Origin of the sequence: Micromonospora sp. NPDC049049, from assembly GCF_040649115.1 — a bacterium.
In the GTDB taxonomy this organism is placed as follows: Bacteria; Actinomycetota; Actinomycetes; order Mycobacteriales; family Micromonosporaceae; genus Micromonospora.
Genome location: NZ_JBEZEX010000016.1, coordinates 78,940 through 95,645 on the forward strand (window position 1 = coordinate 78,940; position 16,706 = coordinate 95,645).

General features: G+C 72.7%; 17 protein-coding genes. 9 read left to right on the forward strand and 8 right to left on the reverse strand.

The annotated features are described in order from the left end of the window. Positions 1–2: 2 nt before the first annotated feature. From AB0B68_RS18050 to AB0B68_RS18065, 4 genes are all read left to right on the forward strand, one after another. The gene (locus AB0B68_RS18050) at positions 3–770 is read left to right on the forward strand and encodes a 3-oxoacyl-ACP reductase (RefSeq protein WP_357261221.1); all 768 of its coding nucleotides are present in this window, start codon (positions 3–5) and stop codon (positions 768–770) included. Then, positions 767–1,462 (forward strand): gamma-glutamyl-gamma-aminobutyrate hydrolase family protein, encoded by a 696-nt coding sequence (locus AB0B68_RS18055; protein ID WP_357261224.1) that lies wholly within the window; start codon positions 767–769, stop codon positions 1,460–1,462. The genes AB0B68_RS18050 and AB0B68_RS18055 overlap by 4 nt, the downstream gene beginning before the upstream one ends. 47 nt (positions 1,463–1,509) lie before the next feature. Next, positions 1,510–2,061, forward strand: a complete 552-nt coding sequence (locus AB0B68_RS18060) for a pyridoxamine 5'-phosphate oxidase family protein (protein WP_357199326.1) — start codon at positions 1,510–1,512, stop codon at positions 2,059–2,061. A gap of 194 nt (positions 2,062–2,255) precedes the next feature. Next, positions 2,256–5,915: a SpoIIE family protein phosphatase gene (locus AB0B68_RS18065; RefSeq protein ID WP_357261227.1), complete on the forward strand. Its 3,660-nt coding sequence runs from the start codon at positions 2,256–2,258 to the stop codon at positions 5,913–5,915. A gap of 26 nt (positions 5,916–5,941) precedes the next feature. Here the strand turns inward: AB0B68_RS18065 and AB0B68_RS18070 are convergent, their stop codons facing one another. Further along, positions 5,942–6,259, reverse strand: coding sequence for an STAS domain-containing protein (locus tag AB0B68_RS18070; protein ID WP_357199320.1), 318 nt, complete (start codon positions 6,257–6,259; stop codon positions 5,942–5,944). Positions 6,260–6,354: 95 nt separating this feature from the next. On the opposite strand from AB0B68_RS18070, the gene map reads away from it, so the two are divergent. Together map and AB0B68_RS18080 are read left to right on the forward strand one after the other, a co-directional pair. Then, positions 6,355–7,212, forward strand: a complete 858-nt coding sequence (gene map, locus AB0B68_RS18075) for a type I methionyl aminopeptidase (RefSeq protein WP_355009578.1) — start codon at positions 6,355–6,357, stop codon at positions 7,210–7,212. A 55-nt stretch (positions 7,213–7,267) separates the two neighbouring features. Then, complete coding sequence (locus AB0B68_RS18080; protein WP_357199314.1) at positions 7,268–7,981, forward strand: VIT1/CCC1 transporter family protein; 714 nt, start codon at positions 7,268–7,270, stop codon at positions 7,979–7,981. Positions 7,982–7,987: 6 nt separating this feature from the next. On the opposite strand, the gene AB0B68_RS18085 is transcribed toward AB0B68_RS18080, so the two are convergent. From AB0B68_RS18085 to AB0B68_RS18115, 7 genes are all read right to left on the reverse strand, one after another. After that, complete coding sequence (locus AB0B68_RS18085; RefSeq protein WP_357199311.1) at positions 7,988–8,719, reverse strand: nucleotidyltransferase domain-containing protein; 732 nt, start codon at positions 8,717–8,719, stop codon at positions 7,988–7,990. A gap of 33 nt (positions 8,720–8,752) precedes the next feature. After that, a complete protein-coding gene (locus AB0B68_RS18090) occupies positions 8,753–9,253 on the reverse strand; it encodes a nitroreductase/quinone reductase family protein (protein ID WP_355009576.1) in 501 nt (166 codons plus the stop codon). A gap of 74 nt (positions 9,254–9,327) precedes the next feature. Further along, positions 9,328–12,108 carry an FtsX-like permease family protein gene (locus AB0B68_RS18095; RefSeq protein WP_357199308.1) on the reverse strand — a complete coding sequence of 927 codons (2,781 nt, stop codon included), beginning with the start codon at positions 12,106–12,108 and terminating at the stop codon, positions 9,328–9,330. After that, positions 12,105–12,839, reverse strand: coding sequence for an ABC transporter ATP-binding protein (locus AB0B68_RS18100; protein WP_357261230.1), 735 nt, complete (start codon positions 12,837–12,839; stop codon positions 12,105–12,107). Before AB0B68_RS18100 ends, AB0B68_RS18095 begins: the two co-directional genes overlap by 4 nt. Further along, positions 12,836–13,438, reverse strand: a complete 603-nt coding sequence (locus AB0B68_RS18105; protein ID WP_357199302.1) for a PadR family transcriptional regulator — start codon at positions 13,436–13,438, stop codon at positions 12,836–12,838. Before AB0B68_RS18105 ends, AB0B68_RS18100 begins: the two co-directional genes overlap by 4 nt. A gap of 52 nt (positions 13,439–13,490) precedes the next feature. Further along, on the reverse strand, positions 13,491–13,928 hold the full coding sequence (locus AB0B68_RS18110; protein ID WP_030337610.1) for a ferritin-like domain-containing protein: 438 nt from the start codon (positions 13,926–13,928) through the stop codon (positions 13,491–13,493). Further along, the gene (locus tag AB0B68_RS18115; RefSeq protein ID WP_357199298.1) at positions 13,925–14,452 is read right to left on the reverse strand and encodes a hypothetical protein; all 528 of its coding nucleotides are present in this window, start codon (positions 14,450–14,452) and stop codon (positions 13,925–13,927) included. The genes AB0B68_RS18110 and AB0B68_RS18115 overlap by 4 nt, the downstream gene beginning before the upstream one ends. A gap of 155 nt (positions 14,453–14,607) precedes the next feature. On the opposite strand from AB0B68_RS18115, the gene rimP reads away from it, so the two are divergent. The 3 genes from rimP to AB0B68_RS18130 are packed head-to-tail and all read left to right on the forward strand — an operon-like array spanning position 14,608 to position 16,686. Next, positions 14,608–15,297, forward strand: coding sequence for a ribosome maturation factor RimP (gene rimP / locus AB0B68_RS18120; protein WP_357261233.1), 690 nt, complete (start codon positions 14,608–14,610; stop codon positions 15,295–15,297). Continuing rightward, complete coding sequence (gene nusA, locus AB0B68_RS18125; protein WP_357222018.1) at positions 15,294–16,337, forward strand: transcription termination factor NusA; 1,044 nt, start codon at positions 15,294–15,296, stop codon at positions 16,335–16,337. The genes rimP and nusA overlap by 4 nt, the downstream gene beginning before the upstream one ends. Before the next feature lie 16 nt (positions 16,338–16,353). Then, the gene (locus tag AB0B68_RS18130; protein WP_357199288.1) at positions 16,354–16,686 is read left to right on the forward strand and encodes a YlxR family protein; all 333 of its coding nucleotides are present in this window, start codon (positions 16,354–16,356) and stop codon (positions 16,684–16,686) included. Positions 16,687–16,706: the final 20 nt, after the last annotated feature.

A 16,706-nucleotide genomic window follows, 5' to 3' on the forward strand; every position in this document is an offset into this window, starting at 1 on the left:
CAGTGCAGGGTCGGTTGCAGGACCGGGTGGCCGTGGTCACCGGAGCGGGCAGCGGCATCGGGTTGGCCACAGTGCGGCGGTTCGCCGCCGAGGGGGCCCGCGTGGTCTGCGTGGACATCGACGTGGCCGCCGGTACGAAGGCCGCCGAGGAGTGCGGCGGCGAGTTCTTGGCCACCGACGTGGCCGACGAGTCGGCGGTGCGCGACCTGTTCGACGGGGTGGCCGACCGGCACGGCCGGGTGGACATCGCGTTCAACAACGCCGGCATCTCGCCGCCCGACGACGACTCCATCCTGGACACCGGCCTGGACGCGTGGGAGCGGGTGCTGCGGGTCAACACCACGAGCGTCTACCTGTGCTGCAAGTACGCCATCCCGCACATGCGTCGGCAGGGCAAGGGCTCGATCATCAACACGGCCTCGTTCGTGGCGTTGATGGGTGCGGCCACGTCGCAGATCGCGTATACCGCGAGCAAGGGCGGGGTGCTGGCGATGACCCGGGAGTTGGGTGTGCAGTTCGCCCGTGAGGGCATCCGGGTCAACGCCCTCTGTCCCGGCCCGGTGGCCACCCCGTTGCTGCTGGAACTCTTCGCCGCCGATCCGGAGCGGGCGGCCCGCCGGCTGGTGCACGTGCCGATGGGACGCTTCGGGCAACCGGAGGAGATCGCCGCCGCGGTGGCGTTCCTGGCCAGCGACGACGCGTCGTTCATGACCGCCGCGCAGTTCGTGGTCGACGGCGGCATCACGGGCGCGTACGTCACTCCGTTATGAGGAGACCGCTGATCGGGGTCAGCGCGTACGTCGAACCCGCCGACTGGGCCGTCTGGCGGGGTGTGCGGGCGGTGCTGGTGCCGGAGGCGTACACGCGGGCGGTGGCGGCCGCGGGTGGCCGGGCGGTGGTGCTGCCGCCGGACGACGTGGACGCCGACGTGGTGGCTGTCCTCGACGGGTTGCTGTTGGCCGGTGGTGCGGACGTCGGCCCGGGGCGGTACGGCAAGCCGCTCGACCCCCGTACCGAGGACCGGCCGGACCGGGACGCCGGCGAGTTGACACTGCTGGCCGCCGCGCTCGCCGCCGAGGTGCCGGTGCTGGGCGTGTGTCGGGGGATGCAGTTGCTGGCGGTGGCGTACGGCGGCACCCTGCACCAGCACCTGCCCGACGTGGTGGGTCACGAGGCGCACCGCCCGGCACCCGGGGTGTACGGCGCGCACGCGGTGCGGTTCGCGCCGGGGAGCCTGGCCGCGTCGGTGCTGGCCGGGGTCGACCAGGTCAACTCGTACCACCACCAGGCGGTAGCCGATCCGGGCCGGCTCACGGTGACCGGTTGGGCGGAGGACGGCGTGGTCGAGGCGGTGGAGGACCCGGCCCTGCCGTTCGTGCTCGGGGTGCAGTGGCATCCGGAGAACGAGTTGGACCCCGCCCCGATCCCGGCGTTGGTGCGGGCGGCCGGCCGGCGGGTGTGACTGAGATCGCCCCCGCCCGTCGATGGCCCCGGTGGGAGGATCGACGCATGGGCAAGGTCTATCCGGAGATCGACTCTCGACTACGTGACTTCATCGTGGCCCAACCGCTCTTCTTCGTGGCGACCGCCCCGTCCGGGGTCGAGGGGCACGTCAACGTGTCACCGAAGGGCATGCGGGGCACCTTCGTGATCCTCGGCCCGCACCGCGTGGCCTACCTCGACTATCACGGCAGTGGGGCGGAGACCATCGCCCACCTGCGGGACAACGGCCGGATCACGCTGATGTTCTGTGCCTTCGACGGCCCACCGAAGATCGTCCGGTTGCATGGTCGGGGCAGCAGCGTCGCGGTCACCGAAGACGCCTTCGCCGATCGACTCGCCGAGTTTCCCGCACCGCCGGATGTCCACGCCGTCCGGGCGGTCATCACCGTCGAGGTGGAGCGGGTCAGTGACTCCTGCGGATATGCGGTGCCTCTCATGGACTTCCGGGCCGAACGCGATTTGTTACTCACCTCACACTCCCGCCGCAGCGCCGATGATCTGGTCGTCTACCGGGCCACCAAGAATGCGGCAAGCATCGACGGGCTGCCGGTCTTCTGACTCGTCAGAGCGCTTCTGCCGCCGCCGTTCGACACCGTCAACCACCCGCACTGTCCGGTGCCCGACGGCCCCGGCGTACGTAACCAGCGTCCATCGCCCGTAATGCGTTACGTTGCTGGTCCGCTGGGGTACAAGTCGAGGCACAGCGGGTGAAGATCAACGGTCGAGGGGTACGGCCGGGGCGGGGAGGCTGCATGAGCTCGGCCCAGGGGGGCGCGGACATCGGGCATCCGGCCCTGTCCGGTCGCGAGACCCCGCCGATGCTGGCGGCCGCGTTCGCGGCCGGCGGCGAGATGGGCGAGCGGTTGGCCTCCTTCGACTGGTCCTCCGGCCCCCTGGGCGGGCCCGGTCAGTGGCCCCCGGCGCTCTCCAACGCCGTCGGGATGATGCTCGCCTCCAGCGCGCCGATCGTCATGTTCTGGGGCGACGAGCAGTTGGCCTTCTACAACGACGCCTACCGGCCGACCATCGGCGGCAAACACCCGGACGTGATCGGCCGACCGGCCCGCGCGAACTGGGCGGAGACCTGGGCGGTGCTCGGCCCCCTGCTCGACAACGTCCGGAGCACCGGCCGCTCCTACCGGGGCGAGGACCACCCCTTTCTGCTGGACCGGTACGGCTTCGTCGAGCAGACCTACTTCAACGTCTCGTACGACCCGATCCGCGGTGACGACGGCTCGGTCAGTGGCGTCTACTGCATCGTCAGCGAGACCACCGGGCGGGTGCTCGGCGAGCGTCGCCTGCGCGCGCTGGCCGAACTGGGTGCCGAGCTGAGCGACATCGGCAACGCCACTGAGCTGGGCCGGACCGCCGCCGAGGTGCTCGGCCGGCACGAGGCCGACGTGCCGTTCGCCCTGATCTACCTGGCAGACGGCAGCGACCAGCACACCCTGGCCGGTTGCACCGGCACCACCCCGCCCGCCGCCGATGTCACGGCGCAGGTGTCGGCCCGGCTCAGCGCCGATGACGCGCCCGCCACGATCGAGGTCACCGCGCTGCTCGACGCGCTGCCGGTCGACGCCGCAGACCAGGCCCTCGTGCTGCCGCTCACGGCGACCAACCAGACGGTCGGCGCGCTGGTCGTGGGCGTGGCCCGTCAGTTGCCGCTCGGCGACGACTACCGCGACTTCCTCGACCTGGTCGCCGCCCAGATCTCCCGGGCGGTCGGCACCCAGCGGGCGTACGAGCAGGAACGGGCCCGCGCCGCCGAACTGGCAGCGCTGGACCGGGCGAAGACCAACTTCTTCGCCAACGTCAGCCACGAGTTCCGCACCCCACTGACCCTGGTGCTCGGCCCGCTGGAGGACATGCTGGCCGATCCGGCGCTGCCCCCCACCGACACCGACCGGCTCACCATGATGCACCGCAACGCGCTGCGCCTGCTCAAGCTGGTCAACACGGTGCTGGACTTCTCCCGGCTGGAGTCCGGTAGGCTCGCCGCCCGCTACCAGCCCACCGACCTCGCCGATTACACCGCCCGGCTGGCCAGCACCTTTCGCTCGGCCACCGACCGGGCCGGGTTGCGACTGGTGGTGGACTGTCCGCCGCTGCCGATGCCGGTCCACGTCGACCGGGACATGTGGGAGAAGGTCGTCCTCAACCTGGTGTCGAACGCTGTCAAGTTCACCTTCGACGGCGAGATCCGGGTGCGGGTCCGGGCCGTGGAGGGCGCTGCCCGGCTGGAGGTGACGGACACCGGCATCGGGATCGTGACGGACGAGCTGCCGCACGTCTTCGAACGGTTCCACCGGGTTCCCGGGGCGCGGGCACGTACCCACGAAGGCACCGGCATCGGCCTCGCGCTGGTCCGGGAACTAATCGAGATGCACGGCGGCGAGGTCGGGTTGACGAGCCAGATCGACGTGGGCAGCACCTTCACGGTGACCGTTCCCTTCGGCTCGGCGCACCTGCCGGCGGACCAGGTGGCGGCGTTCGACCCGCTGCCGGTGGGTGAGCCCCAGCAGGCCCGGCTCTTCGTGGCGGAGACCGCGCTGTGGGCCGGCGTCGCGTCGACATCGGACCTCGACCATCAGCCGTCGGAGGGCGTCTCGGCCGGCCGGATCCTGGTCGTCGACGACAACGCCGACCTACAGGAGCACGTCAGCCGGCTGCTCTCCCCGACCTGGGACGTGGTCACCGCGAACGACGGGCTCGAAGCCCTGCCGCTGGCCCGCGAGGGCGGGTTCGACCTGGTGCTCACCGACGTGATGATGCCCCGGCTGGACGGGTTCGGGCTGGTGAGCGCGCTGCGCGCGGACCCGCGTACCCGGCATGTGCCGATCGTGCTGCTCTCCGCCCGCGCCGGCTCCGCGGAGGAGGTCGCCGGCCTCGCCGTCGGCGCCGACGACTACCTCACCAAGCCGTTCTCCGCGCAGGAGCTGGTCGCCCGGGTCCGGGCCAACGTCGAGCTGGGCCAGCTGCGCGGGCAGATCATCCGCCGGCTCCGCGCGCTGGCCGACGCGGCGGTGGCGGTGAACTCCGCCCGATCCACAGCCGACGTGCTCCAGGTCGCCGCCCGGCACGCGTTGAGCCTCGCCGAGGCGGCCCGGGTGGTCGTCTCCGCGGCCGAGGCGCGCTTCGAGGCGGACGGCGGCGGCACCACCGCCGCCGACCCGTCGTTCGTGGCCGAGCTGACCGGCACCGCCGGCAAGCAGCTCGGTGAGCTGCGGGTCTGGCGGGCAGCCGGCGACGAGGCGCAGGCCGACGACGCCGCGTTGACCGAGCTGGCCCGGCTCGTCGGGGTGCGACTGGAGAACGCCCAGCTCTACGAAGCCGAACACCGCATCGCCACCACCCTGCAGCACAGCCTGCTGCCCCGGTCGCTGCCTCAACTGCCCGGCGCGGTGATCGCCAGCCGCTACCTGCCCGGCAGCGCCGACGTCGAGGTCGGTGGCGACTGGTACGACGCGATCGCGCTCAACGGCGACGAGCTGGTGCTGGTCATCGGCGATGTGGTCGGTAAGGGCGTCCGGGCCGCCGCGGCGATGGGGCAGCTGCGCAACGCGCTGCGGGCGTACGTGCTGGAGGGGTTCGACCCGGGTGAGTCGCTGACCCGGCTCAACCGGCTGGTCGGCTCCACCGAGGGCCGCTCCTTCGCGACGGTGGTCTGCCTGCTGTTCAACCCCGGCACCGGGCGGCTGCGATACGCGAGCGCCGGTCACCCGTCCCCACTGTTGATCACCGGAGGCGACGTGGCGTTCCTGCACGACCGGGCGCTCGGCCCACCTGTCGGCGCGCTCCGCAACGCGACGTACGAGTCGGTGGAGGGCGAGTTGCCGGCCGGCACTCGACTGCTGCTCTACACCGACGGGCTGGTCGAGGACCGTCAGCTCGGCATCGATGCCGCACTGGCCCAGTTGCGCATCGACGCGGCCACCCCGAGCGAGCACGTGGTGGACCTGATCGACGCGGTGGTCGAGCGGGTCACCGGGCGGCCGCGCCGCGACGACGTGGCGGTTCTCGCCCTGGAGGCGGCGGAGCCGAACCGCTTCGCGCTGCGGCTACCGGCGGACCCGACCCGGCTCAGCGTGCTCCGCAAGCGGTTGGAGGATTTCCTCGTCGCGCACTCCGTCGGCGAGACCGACAGGTTCGACCTGACGGTTGCCGTCTCCGAGGCCGCCGCCAACGCCATCGAACACCCGGTCCACCCCGCCGAGGCCATGATCAGTGTGGAGGTGGCCATCGACGGTCGGACGGTGACCGCCACCGTGCGCGACAGCGGGCAGTGGCGGGAGTCGACCGGTTCCGGCTTCCGGGGCCGCGGCCTGGACCTGATCAGAGCGCTGGGTGAACTGTCGGTACGGCGTACCGCCGAGGGCACCGAGGTGACGCTGCGCCGGCAGTTGCAGGACTGACCGCGCGCCCGGCGGCGGCCGGCTGCCTAGGCCGGGTCGAGCCAGCCCTGTTCGCCGAGGCCGGAGATTTCCAGCACCCGACGGACCTGCCGGGACGGGCGGACTCTGAGCCGTCCCGAAAACTCCTGGGCGAGGCGGACCAGGGCGTGGATGGCGGCCGAGTCGAAGAAGGTCACCGCACTCAGGTCGAGAGTGATCTTCCTGGCGGCGGGCTCGCGCAGCGCGGTCTGGAGCATCGTGTCAGCGGTCGCCATGTCGACCTCGCCGGCCACCACGACGTGGAGGTGGTCACCGTCGATCTCTGCGCTGGCGGAGAAGACGGGTGGTGCTCCTCCTTGATCCACGCTGACACCATGGCACAGCGACCCTGGCAGGGCAACAACCTCCACCGGGCGGCCGTGGCGCGGGTCACCAGCGGCCCCGGCGATAGGCTTGCGGCATGACCGTCCGTCCGCCGCTGACACCAGGCACGCTCTCCCCGATGCGACCGGTGCCGTCCCAGATCGCCCGACCGGAGTACGTGGGCAAGACGCGTCCGCGGGAGTGGCGTGGCTCGCACGTGCAGACGCCGGAGACCATCGAGAAGATGCGGATCGCCAGCCGGCTCGCCGCCCAGGCGACCCAGCTCGCCGGCGAGCACTGCAAACCCGGCGTGACCACTGACGAGATCGACAAGGTGGTGCACGAGTTCCTCTGCGACCATGGCGCGTACCCGTCGACGCTGGGCTACAAGGGCTTCCCGAAGTCCTGCTGCACCAGCCTCAACGAGGTCATCTGCCATGGCATCCCGGACACCACGGTCCTGCACGACGGCGACATCATCAACGTCGACGTGACCGCGTACATCGGTGGGGTGCACGGTGACACCGATGCCACCTTCTGCGTGGGCGAGGTCAGCGAAGAGGCCCGGCTGCTGGTCGAGCGGACCCACGAGGCGATGATGCGCGGCATCCGCGCCGTCGCCCCGGGACGCCAGATCAACGTGGTGGGACGCGTCATCGAGTCGTACGCCAAGCGGTTCGGTTACGGCGTGGTGCGCGACTTCACCGGCCACGGCATCGGTGAGGCCTTCCACAGCGGCCTCTACGTGCCGCACTACGACAGCCCGCGCCCCACCGACATCATGGAGCCCGGCATGACGTTCACCATCGAGCCGATGATCACCCTCGGCACCTACCAGTACGACATGTGGGACGACGGGTGGACAGTGGTCACCAAGGACCGCAAGTGGACGGCGCAGTTCGAGCACACCATCGTGGTGACCGACGACGGCCACGAGATCCTGACCCTTCCGTGAGCGCGAGGAACGCAGCGCAGCGGAGTCCCGCAGTCACGAACGAAGGGCAGGCGCCGTGACCGACACCCCAGCGGCGCTGCGCGAGGCGCACCACGCGGACGTCTCCGGCGGCTGGCTGCGCCCGGCCGTGTTCGGCGCGATGGACGGCCTGGTCACCAACATCGCCCTGATCGCCGGCGTCGGCGGCGGTGGAGTGTCGCCTCGCAGCATCGTGCTCACCGGCACCGCCGGCCTCGTCGCCGGTGCGATCTCGATGGGCCTCGGCGAGTACACCAGCGTGCGCTCCGCCAACGAGCAGGTCGCCGCCGAGGTGGCCAAGGAACGACGGGAACTGGAACGGCACCCCGAGGCCGAGGCCCGGGAGCTGGCCGACGCGTGGGTGGCCCGGGGCCTGCCCCGGGACCTCGCCACCCAGGTGGCCGAGGCGGTGCGGCGCGACCCGGAGGAGGCGCTGCGGGTGCACGTCCGCGAGGAGCTGGGCGTCGACCCCGACGACCAGCCCAGCCCGTGGGCCGCGGCGATCTCGTCGTTCCTGTTCTTCTCGATCGGCGCGCTGGTCCCGCTGCTGCCGTACCTGCTCGGCGCCACCGAACTGTGGCTGGCGCTCGCCGTCGGCGGGCTCGGGCTGTTCGCCGCAGGTGCCGTGGTGGCCCGCTTCACCCACCGTCCCTGGTGGACGAGCGGGCTGCGCCAGCTGCTGCTGGGCGCCGCGGCGGCCGGCGCCACCTACCTGATCGGCTCGCTGATCGGCGTACCGGGCGGGCTGTGACGCGCCTCAGGTGCTGAGCAACTCGTCTATCGTGCCGTCGACCGCACGACCACGGGCGGCCAGCTCCTCGGCCTGCCGGGCCAGCACCACACCCACCTCGGTCATGTCCGCCCCGGCCAACCCGGTGCGCCGCACCGCGTCCCCCGGGTCCCGGAAGTAGGTGCGACTCAGCAGACCGGTCACCGTGGCCGCCGCCAGCCGGGCCTCGGCGAGCATCAGCAGAGCCTGATCGGTCTCGTACCACTCGGCCAGCCGGGCCGCGCGGGAGTGCGCCGCGCTGCCCCTGTACCACGCCTGGCGAGCCGCGGTGCTGAACTCCGCCGGCCGGGCCCGGGCCAGCCGGCCGAGGTGCTCGTCGCGCAGCGTCCGCAACCAGCCCGTCGGATCGTGCAACGCCTGCGTGGTGACGTACCGGTCGGCGGTCAGCGGCCAGAGCGGTGAGAGCACCCGCGCCTGGGCCAGGTAATCCTCGGCCGCGGCCACGGTCAGGTCGACGAGCACCCCGTCGACCCGCCGGGTGGCCGGCGACGGGCCGGTCCCGGGCCGATAGGTGACCACCAGCAATCCGGCCTCGCGGTCCCCGCCGCCGTCGTCGTCCCCGTGCGCCAGAGGCCCGTGTACGGCGATCGCGAGCGTGTCGGCCGGGAACCGCCGCCGGACTGCCTCGGCGACCCGCTCCGCGACCGTCCACCGTCGATCGTCGAGGCCCCGGAACCCCGGCTCACTCCTCGCGCTCACGGAACCACCTCGCCTTAACTACCGAGCGTCAGCCTAGCCAGCCGACGGCGGCGCTTCGGGCGCGCCGCGCCCGGTCGGGGCCAGCCGGAAGATGTGGATCTCCCGGCCACCGGCCCGCTGCACGTACGTGTGGTACGCGGGCCACGCGCTGACCAACAGCTGCCACAACCGGTCCCGTTCGGCGCCGGAGGCCCGCTGGGCCCGCACCGCGACCCGCCGGCCCTTCACGTCCACCTCGGCGGCCGGATCGGCGAGCAGGTTCATCGCCCAGCCGGGGTGGTGGGTCTGCCCCCAGTTGGAGCCGATCACCACGTACGCGTCGCCGTCGGGCACGTAGAGCAGCGGATTGCTGCGGGGCTTGCCGGAGCGGCGACCCGTTGTGGTGATGAGTAGGGAGGGGAGCAGGCCGAGCGCTACCACCCGACCCCGGGTGAGTCGACCAACCATCCGGTCGGCCGGAACCAGCAGACGCGCGGTGGCACCGAACCAGCGATGGTGACCGACTCGACGGACGACATTCCTGAGCACTGACACGCCGGTCAGTCTGCCGGCTGCCCGGCCCCGGCGGCACCCCCACGCGGTCCACTTTCGGTTGCCCGGCGGACCGGTCAGTCCAGCCGCCGTTCGATGGGCAGTCGGGCCCGGGTGAACAGGCCCGCCCCGAGCATCGCCACCACCGGCACCAGCACCAGGACCCCGAGCGCGGGCCACGGCACCAGAAAGGGGTACGGATCGGATATCGGCCAGTCACTGGCGTACTGCCGGTTCACCGAGACCAGCACGATCGCGGCGGTACCGAGCCCGGCCACGATGCCGAGCACCGAACCGATACCGGCGATGACCCCGGCCTGGCAGATCGCCAGCAGCCGGCGTACCGCTGGGGCCGCGCCGACGGCCGCGAGGGTGGTCAGTTCGGCGCGTCCCTCGGCGGCGGCGAGCGCGGTGGCGATCCCGGCCGCCCCCACGGTGATCAGCCCGGCCGCCGCCGCGAGCAGCAGGAGCAACGGTGAGACGTCGCGTGGGGCGCCTCCGTACTCGACGTTCAGCGAGAACGTCCCGAAGGAACGCAGCGCGGCGGAGAACCGCGCCTGTTGCTCCTCGTCCGGCGGGTTCGTGGTGCCGACCACCCAGCCAGCCGGGAACCAGCTCATGTCGAGTTGTCGGGCCGCGTGGGTGGACAGCAGCAGGCGGGAGGAGCCCGACGCCTGGGGCAGCGCGTACCCCGGCAGGTCGCGGACGACGGTGGCCGGAGTGTCCGTTTTTCCGTCCGTGCTGAAGACGCGGACGGTCACCAGGCCGTCGTGCAGGTAGCGCGGGTCGGTCACCACCACGCCACCGGCATGCAGCACCGCCGTGGCGGCGGCGGTCGTCGCCGGGTCCGCGCCGGTGAGCAGTGGCAGCGCGAAGCCGTCGTCCACCCCGGGCAGGACGTAGCCGCCGTAGGAGTCGGCCTCGCGGATCTGGCAGCGTGGGTCGGCCCGCGCCTCCTGGCGGTGTGCGGCGGGAAGACTGTCGCCGGGCTGAAACGGACAGGCTCGGCTCGGCGGGAGGACGGGCGCCACGTCGCAGTAACGGGCACCCGTCGGGTCGCAGTTGGGCTCGTACACGGTGGCTACCGCGTCGACCCCCAACTGGTCCCGGGCCGCGTCGGCGACCTGTGCCAGGGTGGGCTGGCCGTCCGGCCGGTTGGCGTGCACCAGCATGTGACCGGTCGGCAGCGCCGGCCGGTAGGCGCGCGCGTCGCGGGCGCCGTCGCTGGCCAGGTATCCGCCGAGGGCGACGCTGCTGGCGACGGCGGCCATCACGGCGCAGATGGCCGGTGCCGCGGCGGCCCGGTTGCGGCTGGCATCGCGCAGTGCGATCCGTGGCGCCAGCGGCAGCACCCGGCCGAGGCGGGCGAGCGCCCCGAGCAGCGTGGGCGTGCAGCAGACCAGGCCCAACTCGCCGAGGATCAGCCCGGTGAGAACCACCGCCGGGGAGGTCTGGGTGGCTCCGAACGCCGCCAGCCCCGCCCCGCCGACCACCAGTGCCAGTCCGAGAGCCAACCACCGGCCCGGGGATTTCGCCGGGGTGCGTCGTCCGGCGAGCCCGGCGCTGACGTCCTGCCGGGCGGCGGTCCAGGCCGGTGCCAGCGCGGCGAGCACTCCGGCCAGCACCGCGACGCCACCGAGCAGGGCCAGCGCACTCGGCCAGCAGCGGTAGCCGCCGAAACGGGCGCTGAAGACGTACTGCTCCATCAGCGGGCGACCGGCGAACGCCGCGCTGACGCCGACCAGCAGGCCGGCGGCGGCCCCCAGCACGCCCAACACCACACCGTCGGCCAGCACGACGCGGCGAAGCTGGGCGGCGTCCCCGCCCGCCACCGCGACCAGCGCCAGATCCCGTCGTCGGCGACGGACGCCGACGGCGAAGGCCGGCCCGACCAGCAGGACGACCTCCAGAAGCCCGAGGCCCGCGATGAGGACGCCGGTGCTCAGGTCGTTGGCGCCGCTCTGCCTGATCGCACCGAACCACGTCCGGTCCGCTGTGGTCCCCGAGCCGAGCGGGCTTCGGGCGGTGACCACCACCCCCCGCTCGTTGAGCCGGGACACCAGCGCGGCGTCCACTGCTCCGGGCAGGTCCGCCAGCCAGACGCTGTCCGGTTCCGGGCCGGTCGCCTGCACGGCCCCCGGGTGCAGCGCCACGACCGGCCCGAGGTCGTCGGGAAATTCGACCACCCCCACGACTGTGTACGCCCTGCTTCCGTCGGCGGTGGCCACGGCGTGGCCGAGGCGCAGGCCCAGGCGGCGCAGCGCCACCGGACTGACGGCTACCTCACCGGCCTGCTGTGGTGCCCGGCCGGCCCGGAACCGCACCAGCCCTCGGGCCAACGGGTCGGTGAGGTCCAGCGCCCGCCCGGCCACGGCCTCGTCGCGGCGCGGGCCGCGCAGTGTCAGCGGGACGCGGGGACGAAGCTCGGTCACCCGGCTGCCCGGCCCCAGCAGGGTGGTCATCTGGGCGGCGGTGACCCGCGCGGGAGGCTCGCCGTCCTGCGTGGACCATGCCTCACCCCAGTCGTCCTGCCGCACCGGGCTGCTGGCGATCCACTGCAACTCCGCGTCGGCCACGCCGAGCCGGCGGTCGACGCGTTCCTGTGGGGTCAGCTCGGCCATGTCGTAGCTCGCCGCCAGGAAGGCGAGCGCCGCCACCGGCAGGGCGATCATCGCGAGCACCAGGGCCGTCCGCCGCCGGGACCGGCGTGACTCCCGCCGGGCGATTCGCAGCGCGGCCCGCCAGGAGCCGGTCAGCTCGGCGAACCGCCGCCGGCCGACCGGGGCGGTTGGCGTGACCGGCCGCGGCGTCGCGGTGCCGGCCCGACCGAGGGCCCGCATCGGACGGCGAACGGTCACCGGTCGCTGCCGGACAGCAGTTGCTCGACACTGCCCAGCGGTGCCGTCGTGTCGACCAGCACGCCGTCGCGGAGGAACACCACCCGGTCCGCCCAGCCGGCGTGCCGTGCCTCGTGGGTGACCAGCACCCCGGCGGCGCCCGCGTCGATCCGGCGGCGCAGCAGGTGCAGCACCGCCTCACCGGTCTGGGAGTCCAACGCCCCGGTGGGCTCGTCGGCGAGGACCAGCCGACGGTCGCCCACCAGCGCGCGGGCGATGGCCACCCGCTGCTGCTGCCCGCCGGAGAGCTGGTCTGGGAAACGGTCCCCCAACGCGGGCAGCCCCACCTCGGTGAGTGCTGTCATGGCCAGTGCGCGGGCCCGACGTCCGCTGGTCCCGTCGAGTTCCAACGGGAGCGCCACGTTCTCCAGCGCGCTCAGACTGCCCAGCAGGTTGAGCTGCTGGAAGATGTAGCCGATCCGACGGCGGCGCAGTTGGGCCAGCCCGCGGCGGTCCAGGGCCCCCAGCGGTTGCCCCTCGACCCGGACCTCGCCGCCGGTCGGACGGTCCAACCCACCGGCGAGAGCCAGCAGTGTCGATTTGCCGGAGCCGGACGGTCCCATCACGGCGACCAGCTCGCCGGGCCGGACGACCAGGCTGACGCCGCGCAGCGCGTGCACCGCCGCCGGCCCGGCACCGTGGGTGCGGTGGACGGCGCGTAGCTCCAGCACCGCGTCGTCCGATCCGCTCACCGTCTTGCCTCCTCGCCGGCCCATCGAGCCGCGTCCCGCGCGTCGGCGTCATCGGGTCGGGTAGCGGGAGGCGCCGGGCCGCTGGGTTGGTGCCGGACCAGACTGGTCTCGCAGTGGTCCAGCCAGCGCACCTCGGCCTCGGCCTGGAACACCATCGAGTCCAGCACGAGGCGCCAGGGAAGGTCCTCCGGCCGGTTGCTGCCGTACTTCAACCGGGTCAACTCCTGAAGGGCCCGCATCGTCGCGCTGCGTTGGGCCTGCACCACCGACCGGACGTCGACCCCCGGGGTGGTCAGCGCCAGCGCCAGTTTGATCGCCAGTTCGTCACGGGGGCGGTCGTTACGACTGATCGGGGTGGCGAACCACAGCGCCAGGTCCGCCCGGCCAGCGTCGGTGATCTCGTACGGGCGCTGCCCGCCCTCGCTCTCCGGCAGCGGGCGCACCAGACCGTCCCGTTCCAGCCGGGACAACGTGGTGTAGACCTGCCCGATGTTCAGCGGCCAGGTCGAGCCGGTCGACTCCTCGAACGCGGCGCGCAGCTGGTACCCGTACATCTGGCCGCGTTCGAGCAGGGCGAGCAACCCGTGACGGATGGACATGGCAACGGAGTATGCATACCTGGTATGCGTACCGCAACCGGAGTGGACGGGTTCAGGTTGGTCGTCCGGGAAACGGGACAGTCAGCGGGGTCAGCCCGGCCGTCTTCCGCCACCGGGTGGCCCGCACGGCGTACTCGACCAGGGCGGCCAACGCCTGGTCCCGGTCGGCCCCGGTGGTGGATGCCAGGGCAGCCCGCCAGTGCGCGGCCGTGCGCTCCTCCACCTCGGCGGCGAGCCGCAGGGCGCTGGCCCGGTCGGTGACCGGGAACGGCAGGGCGTACCCGGCGCGGTCCGGCGGAACGACGCCGCCGGCCGTGGTGAGCTGCACCACCAGCGCGTCGCGCCGGCGTCGATGCGCGGCCTCCGCCTGGCGTGCCGCGTCCCGCGCAGCTCCGCTGAGCCGGACACCGATCCGTCCGTAGGCGTAGATGGCCGCGTACTCGGCGGACAGGGCGGAGGCTAGTGCCTCCCCGGCGGACGGCTGCCTCACTTCAGTGCCTCCTGGTGGGTTGCCCGGGCGGCGACTATCGACCCGAGCAGCGCCGCCCGCTCCGCGGGCGCAGCGGCGCAGGCGGCGGCGGCGGACTGCTGGGCGGTCTTCTCCAGCGCCCGCAGGGCGGCGCGCGCGCCGTTCGGATCGGCGGCCGGGGCGGTGGTCGGGGTGGCGGGGGCCGCCGACGGCACTGTCACGCCGATCACCCGGGCCAGCTCGGTGGCGTGCGCGGTGTGCGTCTCGGCGATCGGGTTGAGCCGGTCGGCGAGCTCGGGGTGGGCGGTCGCGGTCGCCCGGTACGCGGCGGCCAGCGCGAGTGACTCGTCCACCATCGGCCGCAGCGGGTCGGGCGGTGGGGTCGGTTGGTCGTCGCGGTCGAAAAGATCACAGCCGGTCAGCGGCGTCACGGCGCCGCCGAGCACCAGCAGCGCCCCGACGCTCAGGAGCTTTCGCCGGGAATGTCCGGATGCTTGGTCGCGCTGTGTCGTTCTGCCGATCCCCACCGGACAAGTCAACACCATCCGTGCCGCTCCGGGGGTCACCGGCGTCGGTGCGCCGCCCGGTCCGCCGCCCGGCAGGCGCGTTACGCTCTGCGCAACCACCGGCGTGTCCACTCCGGTGGCGTGCCGGCATGGCGGGAACACCGGTCCCCGTCGACCAGGGAGAGGGTGCGGAGATGACGCAGCGTGGCCGTGCCACCAGGCCGACGGGTCAGCCCCGCGGTGCTGCGGGCCCCCGCGGCGGTGACCTCGCCGCGCGGCGGGACCGACTGCGGGCCGTGATCGAGCCAGTGGTCAACGACGCCGGCTACGACCTGGAGGACCTGTCGGTCTCCCGGGCCGGCCGCCGGCACGTGGTGCGCGTGATGGTGGACACCGACGGCGGGATCGACCTGGACGCCGTCGCGGACGTCTCCCGCAAGGTCTCGGCCGCGCTGGACGCCGCCGAGGAAACCGGTGGCGACATCGTCGCCGGCGAGTACCAACTGGAAGTCAGCTCGCCCGGCGTCGCCCGGCCGCTCACCCTGCCCCGTCACTGGCGGCGCAACGTGGGCCGGCTGGTGAAGGTCACCGTCCGGGGCGCGGCCACGCTGCCCGGCCAGCGCGGCGAACAGCCCGCCGGTGACCGTCAGCTGACCGGCCGGGTGGTCGCGGCCGACGACGAGGGCGTGCACCTGGAGACCGACGACGGCCGCGCCGCCTGGGCGTACGCCCAGCTGGGCCCCGGCCGTGTGCAGGTCGAGTTCACCCGGCTCGCCGAGCTCGGTGAGCCGGAGGACGAGTTCGACGACGCGGACGATTCCGACGAGTTCGACGATTCAGACGACATCGACGACGAAGATGATGTGGAGGACGAGGAGAGGTGAACATCGACCTCGCGGCGCTGCGCGCACTCGAGCGCGAGCGGGAGATCCCGTTCGACACGATTCTCGCGGCGATCGAGACCGCGTTGCTGACCGCCTACCGGCACACCGACGGGGCCGAACCGTACGCACGGGTGGAGATCGACCGCAGGTCGGGCGCCGCCCTGGTGTACGCCCAGGAGATGGATGCCGACGGCAGCCTGGTGCGGGAGTGGGACGACACCCCGCACGATTTCGGCCGGATCGCCGCCATGACCGCCAAGCAGGTGATCCTCCAGCGGTTGCGGGAGGCCACCGACGAGGTGCACTTCGGTGAGTACGTCGGCCGTGAGGGTGACCTGGTCACCGGCGTGGTGCAGGCGCACGAGACGCGTACTGAGAAGGGCATCGTCAGCGTCGACCTGGGCAAGCTGGAGGGCGTGCTGCCGCAGTCCGAGCAGGTGCCCGGCGAGCGGTACGCGCACGGCGAGCGGGTCCGCTGCGTCGTGGTGCACGTGGCCAAGGGCATGCGCGGGCCGCAGATCACCCTGTCCCGGTCGCACCCGGCTCTGGTCAAGAAGCTCTTCGCGCTGGAGGTGCCGGAGATCGCCGACGGCACCGTCGAGATCGGTGCGATCGCCCGTGAGGCGGGCCATCGCACGAAGATCGCCGTGCGCTCCACCACCCCCGGGGTGAACGCCAAGGGCGCCTGCATCGGCCCGATGGGTCAGCGGGTGCGTGCCGTGATGAGCGAGCTGCACGGTGAGAAGATCGACATCATCGACTGGTCGGACGACCCGGGCACCTTCGTCGGCAACGCGTTGTCGCCGGCCAAGGCGCTGCGGGTCGAGGTGGTCGACCTGGCCAACCGCGCCGCCCGGGTGACGGTTCCCGACTTCCAGCTCTCGCTCGCCATCGGTCGGGAGGGGCAGAATGCCCGACTCGCGGCCCGATTGACCGGTTGGCGGATCGACATTCGGTCCGATGCGGAGCAGACCGCACCGGCAGCGCGTGGGGTAACTGATCACGTGCGGGAGCCGGGCGGCGCGATCTCGGGCAGCTAGGGGTAGACTTCCTCCAGTGGTACGACGCGCGCTGCCGGAGCGCACCTGTGTGGGTTGCCGGCAACGTGCGCCGGCCAGCGAATTGCTGCGGATCGTCGCGGTCAGGGACGAGGCTGGTCACAGCCTCCGGCCTGATCCGCGCCGCAGGCTGCCGGGTCGGGGAGCGAACATGCACCCGGATCCGGCCTGCTTCGCGCTGGCGGTGCGGCGCCGCGCCTTCGGGCGTGCGTTGCGCAGCACCGAGGTCCTCGACCACGGTGCGCTGGCGGAGCACGTCGATGCGCCAACCACTACGTCCGGTCAGCCCGACCGGGCGAGGGTCGCTAGCAGGGTAGGACGACCGACATGAGCACACGATGAAGTCCCTGA